Annotated in this window: 21 protein-coding genes and 1 riboswitch; of the genes, 2 read left to right on the top strand and 19 right to left on the bottom strand. The window is 32.6% G+C overall.

The window, feature by feature from the left end; genetic code table 11:
- Window positions 1-166 precede the first annotated feature (166 nt).
- The 10 genes from B7R65_RS16040 to rluB form a co-directional block, all read right to left on the bottom strand.
- Window positions 167-736, bottom strand: a complete 570-nt coding sequence (locus B7R65_RS16040; protein ID WP_088043837.1) for a cob(I)yrinic acid a,c-diamide adenosyltransferase — start codon at window positions 734-736, stop codon at window positions 167-169.
- Window positions 737-768: 32 nt separating this feature from the next.
- Window positions 769-1,554 (bottom strand): ABC transporter ATP-binding protein, encoded by a 786-nt coding sequence (locus B7R65_RS16035; protein WP_088043836.1) that lies wholly within the window; start codon window positions 1,552-1,554, stop codon window positions 769-771.
- Window positions 1,551-2,603, bottom strand: coding sequence for a FecCD family ABC transporter permease (locus B7R65_RS16030; RefSeq protein WP_088043835.1), 1,053 nt, complete (start codon window positions 2,601-2,603; stop codon window positions 1,551-1,553). Before B7R65_RS16030 ends, B7R65_RS16035 begins: the two co-directional genes overlap by 4 nt.
- Window positions 2,569-3,528 (bottom strand): ABC transporter substrate-binding protein, encoded by a 960-nt coding sequence (locus B7R65_RS16025; protein ID WP_088043834.1) that lies wholly within the window; start codon window positions 3,526-3,528, stop codon window positions 2,569-2,571. The genes B7R65_RS16030 and B7R65_RS16025 overlap by 35 nt, the downstream gene beginning before the upstream one ends.
- A gap of 121 nt (window positions 3,529-3,649) precedes the next feature.
- Window positions 3,650-3,820, bottom strand: a riboswitch (cobalamin riboswitch).
- Window positions 3,821-3,889: 69 nt separating this feature from the next.
- The gene (locus tag B7R65_RS16020) at window positions 3,890-5,674 is read right to left on the bottom strand and encodes an ATP-binding protein (RefSeq protein ID WP_088043833.1); all 1,785 of its coding nucleotides are present in this window, start codon (window positions 5,672-5,674) and stop codon (window positions 3,890-3,892) included.
- Window positions 5,674-6,393 (bottom strand): response regulator transcription factor, encoded by a 720-nt coding sequence (locus B7R65_RS16015; protein WP_088043832.1) that lies wholly within the window; start codon window positions 6,391-6,393, stop codon window positions 5,674-5,676. The genes B7R65_RS16020 and B7R65_RS16015 overlap by 1 nt, the downstream gene beginning before the upstream one ends.
- Window positions 6,394-6,609: 216 nt before the next feature.
- Window positions 6,610-7,776 (bottom strand): c-type cytochrome biogenesis protein CcsB, encoded by a 1,167-nt coding sequence (ccsB, locus tag B7R65_RS16010; protein ID WP_088043831.1) that lies wholly within the window; start codon window positions 7,774-7,776, stop codon window positions 6,610-6,612.
- A gap of 12 nt (window positions 7,777-7,788) precedes the next feature.
- Complete coding sequence (gene resB, locus B7R65_RS16005; RefSeq protein WP_088043830.1) at window positions 7,789-9,411, bottom strand: cytochrome c biogenesis protein ResB; 1,623 nt, start codon at window positions 9,409-9,411, stop codon at window positions 7,789-7,791.
- 25 nt (window positions 9,412-9,436) lie between these two features.
- Window positions 9,437-9,964 (bottom strand): thiol-disulfide oxidoreductase ResA, encoded by a 528-nt coding sequence (gene resA, locus B7R65_RS16000; protein WP_088043829.1) that lies wholly within the window; start codon window positions 9,962-9,964, stop codon window positions 9,437-9,439.
- Between the two features lie 155 nt (window positions 9,965-10,119).
- Window positions 10,120-10,848 (bottom strand): 23S rRNA pseudouridine(2605) synthase RluB, encoded by a 729-nt coding sequence (gene rluB, locus B7R65_RS15995; protein WP_088043828.1) that lies wholly within the window; start codon window positions 10,846-10,848, stop codon window positions 10,120-10,122.
- Between the two features lie 453 nt (window positions 10,849-11,301).
- On the opposite strand from rluB, the gene B7R65_RS15990 reads away from it, so the two are divergent.
- Both B7R65_RS15990 and B7R65_RS15985 read left to right on the top strand, forming a co-directional pair.
- Entirely contained in the window at window positions 11,302-11,580 is a 279-nt protein-coding gene (locus tag B7R65_RS15990) for a hypothetical protein (RefSeq protein WP_088043827.1), read from the top strand.
- Window positions 11,581-11,646: 66 nt separating this feature from the next.
- Window positions 11,647-11,919, top strand: a complete 273-nt coding sequence (locus B7R65_RS15985; RefSeq protein ID WP_088043826.1) for a hypothetical protein — start codon at window positions 11,647-11,649, stop codon at window positions 11,917-11,919.
- A 113-nt stretch (window positions 11,920-12,032) separates the two neighbouring features.
- On the opposite strand, the gene B7R65_RS15980 is transcribed toward B7R65_RS15985, so the two are convergent.
- The 9 genes from B7R65_RS15980 to B7R65_RS15940 all read right to left on the bottom strand — a co-directional run bounded on the left by B7R65_RS15980 (window position 12,033) and on the right by B7R65_RS15940 (window position 19,865).
- Window positions 12,033-12,506, bottom strand: coding sequence for an S-ribosylhomocysteine lyase (locus B7R65_RS15980; RefSeq protein ID WP_088043825.1), 474 nt, complete (start codon window positions 12,504-12,506; stop codon window positions 12,033-12,035).
- A 24-nt stretch (window positions 12,507-12,530) separates the two neighbouring features.
- Window positions 12,531-13,172 carry a class I SAM-dependent DNA methyltransferase gene (locus B7R65_RS15975; RefSeq protein WP_088043824.1) on the bottom strand — a complete coding sequence of 214 codons (642 nt, stop codon included), beginning with the start codon at window positions 13,170-13,172 and terminating at the stop codon, window positions 12,531-12,533.
- Entirely contained in the window at window positions 13,173-14,327 is a 1,155-nt protein-coding gene (locus B7R65_RS15970) for a bifunctional cystathionine gamma-lyase/homocysteine desulfhydrase (RefSeq protein WP_088043850.1), read from the bottom strand. It abuts the gene before it with no gap.
- A gap of 3 nt (window positions 14,328-14,330) precedes the next feature.
- Window positions 14,331-15,251, bottom strand: coding sequence for a PLP-dependent cysteine synthase family protein (locus tag B7R65_RS15965; RefSeq protein ID WP_088043823.1), 921 nt, complete (start codon window positions 15,249-15,251; stop codon window positions 14,331-14,333).
- Between the two features lie 188 nt (window positions 15,252-15,439).
- Window positions 15,440-15,970 carry a spore maturation protein gene (locus B7R65_RS15960; protein ID WP_088043822.1) on the bottom strand — a complete coding sequence of 177 codons (531 nt, stop codon included), beginning with the start codon at window positions 15,968-15,970 and terminating at the stop codon, window positions 15,440-15,442.
- Entirely contained in the window at window positions 15,971-16,564 is a 594-nt protein-coding gene (locus tag B7R65_RS15955; RefSeq protein WP_088043821.1) for a nucleoside recognition domain-containing protein, read from the bottom strand.
- Window positions 16,557-17,714, bottom strand: a complete 1,158-nt coding sequence (locus tag B7R65_RS15950) for a D-alanyl-D-alanine carboxypeptidase family protein (RefSeq protein WP_088043820.1) — start codon at window positions 17,712-17,714, stop codon at window positions 16,557-16,559. Before B7R65_RS15950 ends, B7R65_RS15955 begins: the two co-directional genes overlap by 8 nt.
- 134 nt (window positions 17,715-17,848) lie before the next feature.
- A complete protein-coding gene (locus tag B7R65_RS15945; protein WP_088043819.1) occupies window positions 17,849-18,772 on the bottom strand; it encodes a superoxide dismutase in 924 nt (307 codons plus the stop codon).
- 109 nt (window positions 18,773-18,881) lie between these two features.
- Window positions 18,882-19,865 (bottom strand): aromatic acid exporter family protein, encoded by a 984-nt coding sequence (locus tag B7R65_RS15940; RefSeq protein WP_088043818.1) that lies wholly within the window; start codon window positions 19,863-19,865, stop codon window positions 18,882-18,884.
- Between the last annotated feature and the right edge of the window lie 34 nt (window positions 19,866-19,899).

Raw genomic sequence — 19,899 nt, 5'->3', positions numbered from 1 at the left:
AAAAGTGGAAGCACCTGTGTCAGCTCCGACAAGCATCTGACACCAAAAATATCATGTAGAATTTATGTAAATCTCACACTCAACCATTCTATGTATTAAATTGATTTTTAATACAAAAAAAGCTATTGATTAGTTAGAATTCTACTAATCAATAGCTTTTTTAAATTTATTTCTTTTCTGTTTTAAAAACAATTGCTCCTCTTTCGTACTCAACGTCCTTAATATTTAATCTTGTATTTATTAATCTTGCTAATGCAAAGAAATAATCTGAAAGTCGGTTTAAATACAAGAATACTGGCAAATGAATTGTTTCCTGTTTCATTAGAGTAACTACTGTACGTTCGGCGCGTCTCGTAACCGCTCTCGCCTGATGAATAATAGCGGCAGGCTTAGATCCACCTGGTAAAATAAACCTTTCAAGTGGTGGCGTTGCATCCATATATTCATCAATCAGAGATTCAAGTTCTTCAACCATTTTATCAGTTGTTTTAAATGGAATTCCTTGTTTAACGACAGCTAGATCCCCACCACAATCAAATAATTCGTGTTGTATTTTTTGTAGGCTGTTAAAAATATCTCTAGTATCATCTTTGTCCAGATACGTCATCGCATATCCTACTAAAGTATTTACTTCGTCAATTGTACCGTAAGATTCTACTCTTAAATGATCTTTATCTACACGTTTGCCAACTAAACTTGTCTGACCTTTATCGCCAGTTTTTGTATAAATTTTCATTTAATTTCCCCCTTGTCCATTTTCAGTTAAATTTAAAGAATACTACTTTTATAAATGATAACCTTTTTATTTGTTTTCGGATTCAACATTATTTGAAATGAAGTTTCATAAAGGTCTTCTAAATTTTGTTCACTTAAAATTAAGTCTGTATTTCCTTCAACGAACGGACGGCCATCTTTCATTGCTAATAATCTATCACAATATAAACTAGCCAAATTTAAATCATGAAAGACAGTTACAATCGTTTTTTTTTCTTTTATCTGTAACTCTTTAAGTAAATCTAATATTTTGATTGTATGCATTAAGTCGAGATGATTACTTGGTTCATCTAAAAATATATATGGGGTGTCTTGAGCAAAACATTGTGCTAAGAAAACTCTTTGACGTTCTCCACCGCTTAATTCATTAATGAAACTTTCTTTCATTTTATCTGTGCTTGTCATTAACAATGCATTATTTACTGCACTTTCATCCTGCTCTTCCCAACTTGGAAATAATGATGAAGTGTGTGCGATACGACCAAGTTTTACTGTCTCTTTTACTTCATAAGAATATGTAAAAGAATTTTGTTGTGATAAAACAGCAATTTTTCTTGCGATTTCTTTATTTGACATCTTTGAAATTAATTCTTCATCAAGGGTTACAAATCCTTTTGATGGTTTAAAAAGACCACATAATATATTTAAAAAAGTAGATTTCCCACTACCGTTTGGACCAATAATTCCAAGCCATTCACCATCTTTAATAGAATAAGATATCCCTTCTAAATCTTGATGTAACCCATCATATGAATATGAAATATCTTTACAAGTAATCATACTTTACCTCTATTTCTTTTCATCTTAAGTAAAATAAATGCAAAAATAGGAGCACCAATTAGCGAAGTAATGACCCCAATTGGCAATTCCCTCGGAGCTAATATTACTCTTGAAATGATATCTGCAGCCATTAAAAAGATTGCCCCATTAATCATTGATAAAGGAAGTAATTTCTTATGTAACGGTCCAATTAAAGTTCGTGTGAAATGAGGAACAACCAGTCCTACAAACCCTATGGTACCAGACACAGCTACTGCCGCTCCTGACAATATGCTTCCGGTAAATAATATTAAATATGTAGTTTTTTTGACATTTATACCAATATGTTTCGCATTTGCACTTCCAAATGTCATCGCGTCAAGTTGACGATTTTGACTAAATAATATTATAAAAGATAGAATCAGAAAAGGTAATAAAGTAATAGAATATTGGATTCCTCTACTTCCGATATTCCCCATTAACCAGCCAATTACAGCACGAAGTTCATTATCAGAAAATGATATAAATAATGATAGTAATGCTGAACAAAATGAACTTATGATGATTCCACCTAAAATTAGTGTTTCAACATTAAGTGAACGATCTAATTTTCTTACAAAAAGAATTAAGATTAATAACGTAAAAAAACCAAAAAGAATACTTACGACAGGTAATGTAAAATACGTAACAATTGGTAAACTAATTTGAAAGAACAATACAAATACTGCACCTACTGAAGCACCAGAAGAGACACCAAGTGTGAATGGATCAGCTAATGGATTTTTGAGTATTCCTTGAAACGCAACTCCTGCTAACGACAAACACGCTCCTACTAATGCCGCTAATAATACTCTTGGTACTCTTATATTCACCACAATCGTTTGAATATCAACAGGAACATAATTAGTTTTAAAAAACAAGTCAGAAAAACTTAAAATAATAGAAGAAAAGGGAATCGATGTAGATCCTATCGAAACCCCTAAAATAAACAACAATAGTAAAATAATTAATGGAATGATAAAGATAGTTTTATTTTTACTTAAAAACTTCTGGATAAACTGCCTTTGCAATTTCTTCTACTCCTTCAACAAGTCTTGGACCTGGTCTAGATGTTGTATCAGCATTAATATCAAATACACGCTTATTTTTAATTGCATTTACAGATTGCCAATTCTTTCTTGCCATTACTACTTTTTCTAAATTTGGAACGAAATCTCCATATGTAGTTAATATAACATCTGGATTTGCTTTAATAGCTGATTCCTCATTATACATTACCCAACCTTTTTCATTCTCTGCTACATTTTTTGCATGAATGATTGTAATCATTTCATCTAAAAAAGTTCCTTTACCGGCAGTATAGATTTCAGGTGGGCCTGAAATTTCAAGCCAAACTAAAGGATTAGTTGAAATGTTGGCAGTTTTTTCACTAATAGCCTTTAATTTTTCTTTCATCTCATTAACAACCTTATTTGATTGATCTTCTTTATCTGTTATTTTTCCAACCTCTAAAATTGTTGCATAAACATCATCAATCGATTCAGCATTAGGAACAACGAATACTGTGATACCAGCTTGTTTTAATTGTTCTAATCCATCTGCTGATATTCCTAAACTAGATTCATGTGCTAATACTAAGTCTGGTTGCATTGAAATAATTTTCTCAACATTAAAAGTCATATCAGCATTATTCCCGCCAACTTTATCAATTGATTCGACTTCTTTTGGATAATTATCAAAATCAGTGACCCCAATTACTTTATCTCCTTCTCCAATTGAGAATAAAATCTCTGTATTACTTGGAATTAAGGAAATAATTTTCTTAGGTTCCTCTTTGAAAACTATTTCTTTATCAGTAGCATCTTTTATCGATAAAGGATATAATGCATTTTCTGAAGCCGTACGATTTGCTTCTTTTTTTGAAGTTTCATTATTACATCCAAATAACCCTAAACATAATAATACAATAATAATACTTGAAAAAATCTTCTTCATACTTTTCCTCCTAATTTTTGGAAAGCACAAAAAACCCCATTCAAAAAAGAACGGGGCTGAAACAACATTTAAATACAAGTGAACTTGCAACTGCTGCTTCAAATTCTTACTCCCCGAAGAATTGAAAACAGATGACTTAGCAGGTCTACTGACTTTGCTTCTACCTACTCCGACCTTCCCATTCATAGAATAGTGGTAACTCGTTTCGTCCACATTACAGTTGCGGGGACAGTTCTGGATTTTACCAGATTCCCTATTAAGCATAAATGCACTAAAATCATCAATATTTCTATAATTCAATCGTAAGGTAAATTATGTAAGAATTCAATATTTTTATTTAAATGTTTTATATGAAACAAGATTACTCTACATCTTTTTCATTTAATCGTAAATTATGTGGTATCTTCACTTTAAATGTCGTTCCTTGTCCAAATTCACTATACACCTTAATCGAGCCACCATGTGCATTTACAATATTTTTAACAATTGCTAAACCAAGTCCTGTACCACTTCTTCCTCTAGTACGAGCCTTATCTGCTTTATAAAAACGTTCAAAAACAAATGGTAAGTCCTCTTTTGAAATACCTACACCTGAATCAATAAATTCAAATACAGTATCTTCTGCCGTCTGATAGACAGAAACGATAATTTGGCCATTTTCATTTGAATGTCGAATTGCATTGTCAATTAAATTTGTAAATACTTGTTCCATCCGATCTTCATCAATATATATATTCACATGGTTAATTTCGTCGATTTCACCGAATAGTTTAATATTTTTTTCCCTAGATAACGCTTTAAACTTCCTAATAATACGATCGACAAATTGAATAAGTGGAACACGTTCCCAATTTAATTCGGTAAAACCGTTTTCCATTCGGGCCAAATCTAGTAAATCATTTACTAATCTACCCATTCTTAACGACTCATCATAAATTATTTGAGAAAGCTCTTGCATTTCTTCTTTGGATTCAGCTACACCGTCAACTATCGCTTCACTATATCCCTGTAATAAAGATATGGGCGTACGTAATTCGTGAGATACATGAGCAATAAAATCTTTTCTCATTTTCTCTAATCTTGTTTGTTCTGTTACATCTCGAATAACTGCAACTACACCTCTTATATTCGTTTGATTATACAAAGGCGACATCAGAACATGGAAATTACCTTGATCAAAATTCAATTCAATAAATTGTTTTTTCTCACTTTCAACAACAAGTTTAAATAAATCTAATAATTCCTTTGTTAAGATTAGTGCAGATTGATCTCCTTCGCGATCATCATTAAGCATCTTTAAAAAGCGGACTGCTGGTGGATTAGTGGTGACGATTGATCCTTCCTTATCAATTGAAATAACACCGTCTACCATACTTGTAATAATATTTGAGACCTTTTCTTTTTCTTGCTTTAATGCATTCATATTAAAATTTAATTGTTTACTCATTTTATTAAATGAATATGCCAATTCACCAATCTCATCATTTGAATGGATAGGAACTTTCATATCAAAATTACCAGAAGTCATACCACCAACAACTTCCTTCATTTTTCGAAGTGGAGCAGTTATTTTAGATGATAAGAAAAATGAGAAAAATGTAGTTAATACAATTCCTATTGAGGCTGCTAACAATACAAAATTTGTTGTATGGTGAATCATCACTTTTACAGGTTGTAATGTTTGATAGATATAAACCGCACCATTTTTACTATCACCTTTAATTGGTACACCTACAACTAATTTTTCACGCTCACTTTTATCACCATATACTAGTCTTTTACTAACCTCTTTATTTGTGGAGAGAGCTTTACTTAATACGTCATCTTTTTTAATTTCCTCAAATGGTAGGCCGAGTATTCCGTATTTATTGCTAGAATACCATGGTTCTTCATCATTAATTTCAATGATCACTCTTGAATATCTACTGATCATATTATTTGATAAATATTCAACATCTGATAACGACTGACCTTCTTCAATCAATTGGGAAATTTTCGATGCATTATCCATCATATTTTGAACTTGTAAATCAATATAGAACTTCTCAAAAAATCCTATTAGTACAAATGTTAGGAAAGACAATACGAGGGACACTAATAAAATGATTGTAAGCCAAAGCTTTCCGACTAAACTTCTTAAGATCATTAATCTTGACCTACCTCAAATTTATACCCAACACCCCAAACAGTTACGATCATTTTTGCGGCATCTTCAGAACATTTACTTAATTTCTCACGTAACCTTTTAACATGTGTATCAACAGTTCGTAAATCTCCAAAAAAGTCATATTGCCAGACTGATTTTAAAAGTGTTTCTCGATCGAATACTTTATCTGGAGACTTCGCTAAAAATAACAATAATTCATATTCTTTAGGAGTTAGACTTACATCCTCACCTTCAACAATCACTTTATGTGCATCATTATCGATTGTAAGGTGCTGGAAGACAACTACATCCTTAGCTGTCGTATTTTCTGATGTAAATAGTGGTATATTAGATGAACGTCTTAGTAAAGCCTTTACACGTAAGACTACTTCACGAGGGCTAAAAGGTTTGATAATATAATCATCCGTTCCAACTTCAAATCCTTGAACACGATTTGTTTCTTCGCCTTTAGCTGTTAACATAATGACTGGAGTAGTTTTTACTTTTCGTAATTCACGACAAACTTCAATTCCATCTATTTTGGGCATCATTAAATCTAATAAGATCAATGAATAATCATTTTTTAATGCTAACTTTAAAGCATCTTCGCCATTATCAGCTTCATCGATACTATATCCATCACGTTCTAAATACATTTTTAATAATCTTCTAATTCGGTCTTCATCATCAACAATTAATATTTTTATATTTTGATCCATAATACGACCCCCTCAATACAATTCTACATAATAAAAATTGTATATTCTACCCCAATTTGTGAACATTTTTACATAATTCTTAGAATTTATTATTTCCATTAATTGGTTATATCACGCAATAAAAAAACGGAATAAAGTAACTTTTATTACTTTGTTCCGTCTTTTTTGAATTCATATTTATCTTTTCGAAAATAATCCTTAATCCCAATGACTTTTTTAAGCGTAAGAGTGTAAACCTGCAATTATTAAGTTTACTGCAATTAAGTTAAACATAATGATTGCAAATCCTATAACTGCTAACCATGCGGATTTTTCACCTTGCCAGTTACGATTGAATCGGAAATGTAAAAATACTGCATAAAATAACCACGTAATTAGTGCCCAATCTTCTTTTGGATCCCAACTCCAGAATTTTGTCCAAGCAATTTGTGCCCAAATCATTGCAAAAATTAATCCACCTAATGTAAATACAGGGAAGCCTATCGCAACCGAGCGATATCCAATTTCATCTAATAGTTCACTATCAACTTTTTGAACGAATGGCTGTAAGAATGCTGCAATTCGTTTTCTAATAATTAATCGAATAACTAGATATAGTGCAGCTCCTGCAAATATTGACCAGATTACTGTGTTTAATTTTTTAGCATTAACCATTGCTGGCATTTCTGCAAGTGCCTCAAACTTACCCGATGTCGTCAACTCACCTTTATGAGGTCCGACAATAGAAGGTAAATTATAAATCATTTCTTCTTTTACTTTATCTTTATTTACCCAATTATATTTAGCTTCATAACCTGATGCATTAAAAGCGGTAGACAGTAAAATAAAAGCTACAACTGTCACTAAAAAGTATAAAACAGCTTCAAGCCAAAATGTTTTCTTCGAAGATTTCGATTGATCGATATTTTTTATTAAATAGATTAGACCTGTAATAAAACTAATCGCTAAAATAGCTTCACCTAATGCTGCCGTTGTTACATGGATATGTAACCAATAGCTTTTTAAGGATGGAACTAAAGGTTTAATTTCATGTGGAAATACTGTTGCATACGCAATTATGATAATCGCGATTGGTAAAGCGAATAAACCGATAATATTCAATTTGTAAATAAAATGGATTAAAATGAATGCTGCGATTAACATCATTCCAAAAAAAGTAATAAATTCGAATAAATTACTTACAGGTGCATGACCTGCTGCAATCCATCTAGTAACAAAATAAGTAAGCTGTGATAAAAAGCCTATTAACGTTACTGAAATACCTAAAGTCGCCCATTTATTAGGACCATTATCGTTAACTTTCATCGAGCCGCCAAAAAAGAACGTTGCTACAATGTAACAAATAAATGCAATAAATAAAAAATTACTACTTAGCTCGTACATATTTTCCCCCTATTAAACACTTTTATCAGCTAGCTGATCTGTTGGTATTTCAATTTTAGTGTCTCCCAACACTTTTATCATTTCTTGCTTCAAACCATAATAGTTTTTATTAGTAAATGCTGCAACCCAAATTTCTCCATCTTGGTTTTGAATCCAAATACGTCTGTGATACCAATACATTCCTTGTATAACACCTATCATAAAGATTGCTCCGCCGAGGCCTAATAACCATAATGTTAAATCTTTGCGAACAGTTAAACCCGTCGAATCTTTCGTTTCAACACCAGCAAAAGACATTTTGTATTTATTTACACCATTTGGTTCAATGTTTTGTTTAATTGCGACAAATGCAACCTCACCCTTAGGCGTACTAGGCGTAGTCATTTTGAAAACAAATGCTGGATTATTTGGTTTTCTAGTTTTCGTATCTGGAACCCCTTCAGAATTAAAATAAAAATCTGGGAAATAATTTTTAAGTTCAACTTTATAACCATTTTTCAAATCATATACTGCTTTTGGATTCTGCAAATCAACCTTGATTGGTCCTAATAATTTGCCAGTTTTTTTATCTTCAAGATTAAAAATAAATGCGCTAAAATCACCGATTCGATAATCTACTTGATAAAGAGCAAAGTTTTGGAATTTCAAAGGTTCATTTACTCGAATACTGTAATCTTTTACTTTTTTAAGTTTCGGTTCTTCACCTGGTAATAGATTTCCAACTCGTTTAAATAAAGTTACATCAGCTTGATAGTTTTTAGGAATTTTATCATTTCCAAAACGCTCAATTGCTTTTTTATATACTTTACCTTCTTTGTTTTTATCATAAGTTTCCATATGAAAATCATTTAATTTCAGATAATAGTTTTGATTCGTTCCAACAACTGGTTTCAATTCGCCTTCTTGAACCCATAAAGCTTTATCCATATACATCCCTGGAACATATCGCATCATTACACCAATTAAGAAAATAATTAAACCAATGTGATTGACATAAGGACCCCACCTGGAGAATCTTCCTTTTTCGGCTAATATATTGCCGTTTTCTTCACGAATTTTATATCTTCTTTTTTGTAAATTTAGCTTTGCTTTTTCGATTTCGTCCTGTACATTTTCTACTCTACTAATCCCAAAGATTCTTTGTCTTGTTAAAAAGTTTGGATGTCTTGTGACTGATTGTTTATTTAACGCTTTATACAATGGTAGAATACGATCCAAACTACAAATTACAAGTGATACCCCGATTGAAGCTACTAATAGCATAAACCACCATGAATCAAATGTTTTGTCTAAACCGATAAAATCATAAATTTTACCAAATACTCCATATTCATCTTCATAATAAGTTGCCGGGTTTGCAGTCGGCGGTAATAAATCTCTTTGAGGAAAAATTGTTCCAAGTGCTGAAGCTATTAATGTAACAATAATGATATAAATAGCTACTTTTACTGATGAAAAAAACGTCCATATTTTATCAATAAAAGTTTGATTGTTTACAATTGATCTCCTTGCAGTACCTTCATATCTCATATCTAGAAGTTCAGTAGCAGTCTCGTCCTGTGGCTTCCCACAAGATTCACATATAACTGTACCCACATGATTAAGATGACCACATTCACATTTAAAAGTATCCATAACGTTTCCCCTAACTAAAAAACAATCATTTTGGCAATATTTCTTTAATATAACTTTCAAAAGAACTTGGTGTCATTTGTCCAGTTACAATTCTTTTTATCTTTCCATCAGGACTTACAAAAAAAGTTGTAGGTAATGGATTTACACCATATGTGTTTAATACTTGTTGATCTTTATCTATAGCAATTGGGAATTTAAGTTTATAATCGCTTACAAATCTTTCTACTGAAAATTTAGATTCATCTGCATTAAGCGCTAGTAATTCAATTCCTTTATCCTTATATTTTAAATATAATTCATTCATAAAAGGCATTTCACGCTTACATGGTTCACACCAAGTGCCCCAAAAATTTATGATTACCCCTTTGCCCTTTTCCCCAGATAGAGTAAATTTTTCTCCAGTATTAAGTTCAGTCATCGCAAAGTTAGGCGCATTATTTCCTTTACTAATAACTTCCTCTTCTTTAAAAAAATTTATGTAAAAAGTATAGCCAATTGCTGAAATCAGAATTAATAAGATTAGCGTACGAATTAACGTTCTATTTTTCTTCATATATGTAGTTCCTCCCATATGATAGAATATCATTATTTCCTATTCTTGAATAGAAATTTGATATGTTTCAAAAAAAACTAAATATTCAATATTTAACCAGATTAAAAAACTCAATAACGACAAGAAAAAACTCGGCATAGGCCGAGTCTTGATCATTAGCGAGGCTTAGTTGAAGCCATTGCTCTTAGTTGTTTCACTTCGTGTGGCGATAACTCTCGAGCATCCCCTGCACTTAATCCAGTTAAATCTAAGAACGCATAACGTTCACGTTTTAACTTCATGACTGGTGTACCAATCGCTTCAAGCATTCTCTTGACTTGACGGTTTCTTCCTTCATGAATAATTATTCTTATTATTGCAGAATTTTTCTGCTTATCAAGTGAAATCATTTTAACTTGAGCTGGAGCTGTTTTTCCATCTTCAAGCATAATTCCTCTTTCTAACTTTCGTAATCCCTCTTTTGAAGGAATACCTTTTACTTTTGCAATATATTCTTTATTAATTTCATACTTTGGATGTTGTAATAAGTTTGAGAACTCACCATCATTCGTTAATAATATAATCCCAGACGTATCATAATCCAATCTACCCACTGGAAATATACGTTGCGGAATCATTGGTAAGAAATCCGTAACAACCTTTCTTCCTTTATCATCAGACACACTTGAAATGACACCTGATGGTTTATATAAAATAAAGTAAACTGGTTCTTCTTTATCGATTGGAACCTCTTCCACTTCAATTCGATCATTACCACTAACCTTCACACCTAGTTCAGTAACGACTTGACCATTTACTTTAACTTTTCCTTCTTTAATTAACTCTTCAGCTTTTCGACGAGAAGCAATCCCGGCTCTAGCAATAACCTTCTGCAATCTTTCCATTCGCTCAATTCACCTCTTCAACCATCATACAGATTTATACGCCTGTAGACAAGTCGAAATGTGGAAGCGCCTTGGTCAAAGTGGAAGGCATGCTAAAATCACGACGTCCTGTCATAACGCATGCATGACCCACATCCTGTGGGCCCACAAGCATAAGCCAAAGCCCAATGAAAGTTTGACCTTTAACTTTCAATGGGCTTTGGCTTATAACCTCGAGGGGCTAGGCGCTGGAACTGGACAGTTGAAAAGTGGAAAAAGCTTGCTCGGCTCTGAGAGGAATATCTCCCTATACCATTCTCAGTAAAAACTTCCAATTTTAATAAGATTTATGTACGTGTAGTCAGCCACATTTCCTAAAAAATCTGAATGACAAGTTCCAACTCTATCACTTTACGAATAATTTTAAAAAGCTTACATATAATTTACTAGATTTGCAGAAATGAGGTATTTGAGATGAATTTAACTTTAAAACACCCCTCAGCATTCGACCAATCAAAGGTAATTTCTCCTGGAAGTGTGCTCATAACAAAAAAACACGAAAATATCTATATGCTTGCATATGAGGAGAATGAAGAAGAGTTCCCCTATGTTCTTTTTTCGTTAACAGATGCTAAGCTTGTTCAAAACTACGATATTATGCCTACATTAGCTGACATAGAAGATTGGATTGGAGAAGTTACGATTGTCACTCAAAAAAATAAACTCACTATTACAATTCAAGCAAATTATTGATCTAAGAGTTTAATTCCTTGTTTGGCGGTCAATAATGTGATTATTAAATAAAAAGGAGCATACTATATGAATTATTCCTTTAATCCCTCAGTTAAATATAATTCGGTTGGTACGTTTAAATTAGGTGATGTTTTTTTTACTTCAGATAAACCAACTAAAGCCTACAAACTAATCTACGACTCTACAGAAACTAGTTATCCATATATTTTATTATGTTTAGATGATGCAATTTCTATTCAAAGCTTTGATGACCTGCCAACGATTGATGATATTGAAGAAAATATAGGTAAAATAAAATTTACTGTGCCAAAGGAAAAATTACTTCTTGTTATAAATTAATTTAAGATACAATTAGTAGTACTGCAAAAAAACGTCATCGAGTCAGATGACGTTTTTTTTCTATTTAAGTATTTAATTTTAATCTCAGTTCATTCAATGGTTGAGTTATTGTTTTAAGCAAACACGCTTTCTAATTTTTCGTCAGATTGTTCGCTCCAATATTTTAACCATTTTTTTGCTCCTTCTAGGTCATGAAGTTTCGCTTGACCACATTGAAGTTCGTTAGCAGCTGGTACTTCTTCAACTTGTAAACCTAATTCAGCAGTTTTACGTAATAATGCAATCACATCAGAAATTGATGGTGTACCAGCAATAATTAAATAAAACCCAGTTTGGCAACCCATTGGTGATAAGTCAATGATTTTAAATGGCTCATCGGTAGGTACAGCTTCACGTACATTTAAAGCTAATAAGTGCTCTAAAGTATGAATAGTTGCTGGTTGGAGCGCTTGTTTATTTGGTTGGCAAAAACGGATATCATATTTTGTTACAATTCCATCCGAACCAACATTATGACTCCCACAATGTCTAACATATGGTGCAACGACTTTTGTATGATCTAGTTCAAAACTTTCTACTGATGGCATTTTAATTTCCTCCCAAATATCTCTCTATTTTTTTGTGGCTTCAACAATCCAAACGAAGTCATTAAATTGTTGAAAACTTACTGTAAAACCGTTTTTTTCTAGATGTGAACGAACTATCGGTATAGTTGGATAGTATTCTCTTTTTAAATCATCTCTTAAATCAATAAAATTTGCTTGATCTGCTTTTGAAATTTCATGATTAAATTCTTTTTCAGATAAAAACATCGTATCAGCAAAGATAATTTTCCCGCCTGTGTTTAACAAAGTATTATATATTTTAATAGCTTCATATTTTTCATCATCTGTTAAATGATGAAAAACATATGAGCTTACAATTGTATCAACTTGGTGACTTGGTTTTGGAAAATCAATTAAATCACCGTCATGAATCGTAACATTTTCACCCAATTTTTTGGCAGCGATGATTCTCATTTCAGGTGAAGGTTCAATCGGAAACACTGTTTTGCCTGAATCTATTAACATTTTTGTTAAATTACCTGTTCCAATTCCAAATTCAATCACATTATTTCCACTTCTGTTTACAATTTCATGAAGTATTTCGTCATATCGACGAAATACTTCTTTATATTCTGCATCATGACCTTGAACAAATGAATCGTAACTTTCTGCCCATCCTGTAAAAACATCTAAAAACTCTCTACCCATTTATCTCACCCTTGATGTTAGAAATAATAATGCTTGCTCTAAGTCTTCTTTTAAATCTTCCAAGTCTTCAAGACCAATCGATAAGCGAATTAACTCATCTGAAATACCTGAAGCTAATCTTTTTTCTCTTGGAATCGATGCATGAGTCATTTTTGAAGGAATACCTACAAGACTTTCAACTGCACCTAAGCTTTCAGCTAGTGTGAACCATTTTAATTTTTCAACAAATACTTCTGGATCTAATCCTTCTTTTAATTCGAAAGATAACATTCCACCAAAACCACTGCTTTGTTGTTTTGCTAATTCATGATTCGGATGATCTGCTAATCCTGGATAATACACTTTATTTACATTTGGATGTTCACTTAATAACTTTGCAATTTCGTGTGTATTTCGCTCGTGCTCTTCCATTCTAATCCCTAATGTTTTAATCCCACGTTGTAATAACCAGCTATCATTTGGTCCTAATACACCACCAATTGAATTCTGGTAAAATGCTATTTCTTCTGCTAATTCTTTATTATTCGTAACAACAATCCCTGCTACTACGTCACTATGACCACCAAGATATTTTGTTCCACTATGAACAACAATATCTGCACCTAATGTTAATGGCTGTTGCCAATAAGGCGTTGCAAATGTGTTATCTACGATTGTAAGTAAGTTATACTCATCTGCAATCTTTGAAATACCCTTAATGTCAGTAATTTTTAATAATGGGTTACTTGGAGATTCAATAAAAATTGCTTTTGTGTTTGGTGAAATAACTTCCTCAACAAGTGTTAAATTACTTGTATTAACAAAAGTCGCTGTAATTCCTAAGTTAGATAGTACTTTTGTTAATAATCGATAAGTACCACCATATACGTCATCACCAACAACGATATGGTCACCTGTCTTAAATAAACTAAATACAGTATGGATTGCAGCCATTCCTGATGCAAATGCGAAGCCAGCAACACCATGCTCAATATCTTTCATTAACTCTTCAAGCGCATGACGTGTTGGATTGCCTGTTCTGGAATATTCAAAGCCTCTATGTTTGCCAACAGCATCTTGCTTATACGTGCTCGTTTGATAGATAGGAACACTAACTGCACCTGTCGTTTCATCTCTACTGATTCCTCCGTGAATTAAAGCTGTTTTTTTCTTCATCATTTATCCCTCACTATATATGTTTTTACTTAAATATCTTTCGCTACTATCTGGAAAAATTGTTACGATTGTACTACCAGGTTCAGCTTTTTCAGCCTCTTTTAAGCTTGCATATAATGCAGCACCTGATGAACTACCTACAAGTAATCCTTCTTTAATTGCAATTTCTTTTACTAAACGAAATGCATCAGCATCAAGAACAGTATATATTTCATCAAATAAGTTTGTATCTACGAAGGATGGGATAAATTCCATTCCAATTCCTTCAGTATCATGCGATCCAGGTAAGCCTCCATTTAAAATAGAACCTTCTGGCTCGACGATAACTGTTTTAACACTTGTTATTTTTTCTTTTAAATACTGCGCCGTACCAGTAAATGTACCTCCACTACCAGCACCAGCTACAAACACATCTATTTTCCCATCTAGTTGATCAACTAGTTCTGGACCTAATGTTTTATAATACGTTCTCGGATTTGCTTCATTACTAAACTGAGCAGGCACAAAAGAATTTGGTATTTCTTTTGATAATTCTTCGGCTTTTTTGATCGCACCAGTTATCCCATCAGCTGTCGGTGTATTAACAATCTTTGCACCAAGCGCTCTCATTAACGTTTGCTTTTCTAGGCTAAATTTTTCTGGAACTACAAAAATAACGTTTACTCCAAATTTCAGTGCGGCTATTGCTAGACCAATTCCAGTATTTCCTGCAGTTGGTTCAATCACAGTACCGTCTTTTTTTAATTTTCCTTCTTTAAAGGCACTTTCTAGTAATTCCATCCCAAGGCGATCCTTCACACTGCCTCCTGGATTTGTATACTCCAATTTAGCAAATAATCTCGTTCCTTTAGGTAAAGGGTATGATGTAATTTCAAGAATGGGCGTTGATCCAATCAGTTCATGTACTGACTTAACAACTTTCATAATTCCAAGCTCCTTTTTGCCACAAAAAAGGGTTAGTTTTTTCCAATCCATTATATGCAGCATGGGTAAAATTGAACGTTGTCTTAATTCCAACTATTCTTATTGGTATTATAAGATATTTGTTTGTTTTGCGCAATAAAAAAGTACCTTTACACCTATTTTCATAGAGATAAAAGTACTTCTGTTTATCAAGAAAAAAACATTGTTACAAATACAATCGAAAAAATGATACTAATTGCATCAGCTAATAAACCTACTTTCAATGCATCACCCATTTTCCGAATCCCTACAGCGCCAAAGTATACTGTTAGGACGTATAACGTTGTATCTGTACTTCCCTGCATAGTTGAAGCTAGTCTACCTATAAACGAATCAGGACCATATGATTTAATGAGATCCGCTGTTATACTAAGTCCTGCTGAACCTGAGATTGGTCGAATAATTGCCAAAGGAAAAACTTCTGCTGGAATACCGAAAGATTGTAAAAAAGGTCTTAGTAATTCAACACAAAATTCTAGTGCCCCTGAGGCTCTAAAAATAGAAATCGAAACAAGCATACCGACCAAAAAAGGAATAAGTTGCACCGCAATTGTGACTCCTTCTTTTCCACCTTCGACGAACGATTCATAAGTAGGTACTTTTTTCCACGTACCGTGTATTAAAATAACCGCAATAATAAATGGAATGATATAAAGAGATATTGTATTCATATATCCCATTTATTTCCTCTCCTTTCGGTGTCGCCTTTTTGCAAATAGATGATTTATCATTAACCCCCCGATAAATGATACGATTTGTGCTAATATCGTAACACCAACTATTTCAGTAGGATTTGCAGAATGATAAGACATTCTTATTCCGATAACCGTTGTTGGAATTAAAGTAATTGCACAAGTATTTAAAGTTAAAAACGTAATCATTTCGTCACTAACATCTTGACTATTATTATTTAAAACTTTTAATTGTTCCATTGCTTTAATTCCTAGTGGAGTCGCTGCATTCCCTAATCCAAAGAGATTCGCAACCATATTGGACATGATATAGCCTAATGCCGGATGATTTTTAGGTACTTTTGGAAAAAGGAACGTTAAAAATGGTTGGAATAATTTTGAAAGTATTTTTAATAATCCTGATTCCTCAGCAATTTTCATTAAACCCAACCAAAAAACCAACACACTTACAAGTCCGATACAAATTGTTATCGCTTGTTTCCCTCCATCAAAAACTGCTTTATTAACTTCTTCCATTGTTCCATTTAACATTGCGAAAATAAATCCAATAATTGTGAGAGCTACCCAAATGAGATTAACCATCTGTGTGCTCTCCCATTAAATTTAATAGTACTTCTTTTCCATTTTGAAAAATTTCATTTGTAAATACTTTTACTTTGCTCTCACTATAAAAGATATTTCTTGCTCCTATTTGTTCACCTTCTAATTCAATTATTGCTTTTCCAACTATTTCATCATTTTGGATTCTCTTATTTTTAGAGGGTTTTGTCATTTCAAAGGTTACTGTCACTTGTTTTTTCTCAGATTCATTTAACGGGAATTGAAAGTCATTTTTCAAGTAAACATGGCCCCTGTATAGGTTGTTTTTTACTTCCTTTATACCACCATTGTGTAACACCTTTGTCAGTGGGTAATTTTTAAAACCATATTCAAATAATGACATATGGTCTTTCCAATCTTGACCGTCATCTAATGTAACAACTATTAGATCCATACCATTTTTTGATGCAGTCGAAACAAGAGTTCTTCTTGCTTTTTTTGTGAAGCCTGTTTTACCACCAGTACTATACTTGTACATAAAAGTTAGCAATTTATTTTTGTTCTTCCAGACATAGTCCCATGATTCTGCTGTATTAGGAGCTCTGTGTACTTTTGTACCTGCAATCTTGGCATAAGCTGGATTTTGCATTGCGTATCTAGTTAAAAGTGCCATATCGTATGCAGATGAGTAGTGTTCTTTTCCTTCCTGATCTAGTCCTGATGGATTGCTGAAGTATGTATGACTCATACCTATTTCTTTAGCCTTTTCATTCATCATATATACAAAACCTTCGATACTTCCTCCAACTGCTTCAGCTATTGCATTTGCTGCGTCATTTCCTGAACGTAACATCAATCCATAAACCATATCCTCTAGCTTAATCTTTTGACCAGGTTTTAAATAAATTGAAGAGCCTTCTGTTTGAACAGCTCTTGAACTGATTGTTACTGTGTTTTGAAGCTTTCCAGATTCAACTGCTAAAAGTGCAGTCATTATTTTAGTAATACTAGCGATTCGTTCTGGATCATGCATCGCTTTTCCATATAAGATTCGTCCAGTTTTTTGGTCCATTAGAACGGCATTTCTAGCACTAACTCCACCAAACGCTTCAACATTATTCGTCGGTACAATGATTCCAATTAGAAACATACCTATAATTCCTACAATTAGCCATTTTTTCATTCTTCGCATCAACTCCACAGTTAGTCCTAATTAGTACAAGTTTACGAATTGAAATGTAAAAAAATGACTCATTTTTAATAAAAAGTGCTGAATTCGATTGAGTAGATCACTCAACAAATTCAGCACTCCTTCTTTTTACCCATTTAATAAAATGGTTGCCATTTTAACTGGCTTGCATAGTCATAACGATACTTTACATCTGCCCAGTTAATAATGTTCCAAAAATTTTCAATATATGCATCTTTATCAAATTTATATTGTAAATAATAAGCATGTTCCCAAACATCCAATACAAGGAGAGGTATTGTATCCCATTGCGTAAATAGTTGATGTTTCTCTGTTTGTAAAATTTCTAGACGATTCGCTCTTGGAACCCAAACTAAAATAGCCCAACCGACACCTTCGACCTTTTTTGCTGCTTGAGTAAAATGTTGTTTAAATGCTTCATAACTTCCAAAATCATCTTCAATTTGCTTTAAAAGTGCACCTTGAGGTTGACCACCACCAGATTTACTTAAATTATTCCAAAAAATTGTATGCAAGTAATGTCCGGAACCATGAAAGGCTGCTTCTCTTTCCCAATGCTTTAACAAATCATAATTACTATTTTTCCGAGCCTTTTCCAATTCGGTTTCAGCTTTATTAAGACCATCTACATAACTTTTATGGTGTTTATCGTGATGTAACATCATAATTTCTTTTGAAATATACGGTTCAAGCGCATTATAAGGGTATGGTAAAGGGGGTAATTCATGTTTACCGATTTCGATTTTTTCTTCAACTTCCATTACCCGATAAGCATAACTGTCATCATATTCTTCTTCATTTAAAAGTGAAATTAACCGCTCCTGTATGTCATCAACATCCATACTAATTTCATCTAAAAATGAATTTTGATCTACATAATAACTTGTAGTACCCATTCGATTTAAAAGTAATTTCACTTTATATTCTAATAGCTCTTTTTCCTGTAATTGATCATATCTTTCAGCGAGTAGTTGTAATACATTTCCACACCAAATTTCAACTTCCTGAAAGTAAGTGACGAGTTCGGATTGATTGACCATCATACACCTCCACCAGAGAAAATAAATTCTCTTCTACTCTCCATTGTATGATAGTAAATTAAACGGTATTACATGGTTGAATTTAGGACCACTAATATGGAAGGACGAATTAACTGCCTTCAAATGCCAATTGATACTCGGAATAGAACTCCATTTTTAATGAAATAATTTTTTCCAATTCGTAAACAAGCATCATTAAGCTTGCTCTTGTTTCAAATTCGTCTCTGGTTTCAGGTAATGGCATTCTCTTAAATTCCTCCATCATGTGATTAAACTCTCCTAAAAGTTCAATTCCTGAGGACTTTTCCTTTAAGTAAACACCTGTATCTTCAAAAAATTCTGCAATAATTTTTGAATGAGGATAATTTAATTCTATCTTTTTTAATAAAGGGATGATTTGATTTGAAATAATATCAAATTGTCTTTCTCTCATCTCAAAATAGTTTATATAATACAAATTTGTTTTTATGAAACTATTTTCTACTTGTCTATATGCCAGAGATTTTGCATTTTGTAAAAGTATTTTTGTATCATCTAATACTTCAATATGTAATTCTTCATCTTTCCCTTTCATCTTCAATGAAATGCCTAGAAGTAACATTTTAAAATTTTGTTCGATTTGCTTTTGTAATTCAATCATTTTTTTCTCAATGCTTGGTATATATGTATTCATGATGAGGGCGATCAATATTCCAACTGCTAAAATAGCTACTTGATTAATTAGAAATGAAATGGACTTATCCTGACTAACATAAATTTGTAAAACAATCACAGAACTTGGTATGATCCCTTCTTGAAGCTTCAATCCAACTAATAAAGGAATGGTTAATAAAAAATAAATGACGACTGTTAAAGGGTGATAACTTAAATACTCGAACATCATCCAACCAATCAACATTGCAATTACTGAAGCGACAAATCTTTGAATTGCAACAATAAATGATCTTCTTTTCGTATTTTGAATGCTTAATAAAGTAACAACAGCAGCTGTACTATAATTTTGAAGATGTAATGCTTCCGCAATAATAAGGGAAATTCCACTACCAATTGCTGTCTTAATGGTTCTCTGACCAATTGAATACATCAGTTTCATGTTTTAATCCTCTTCTCTTACAAAGAAATATCAC

The sequence above is a fragment of the Bacillus sp. EAC genome (assembly GCF_002156875.1).
Taxonomy (GTDB): Bacteria; Bacillota; Bacilli; order Bacillales; family Bacillaceae_G; genus Gottfriedia.
Note: the sequence above shows the minus strand (reverse complement) of the source record. Positions and strands in the feature narration are given on the sequence as shown.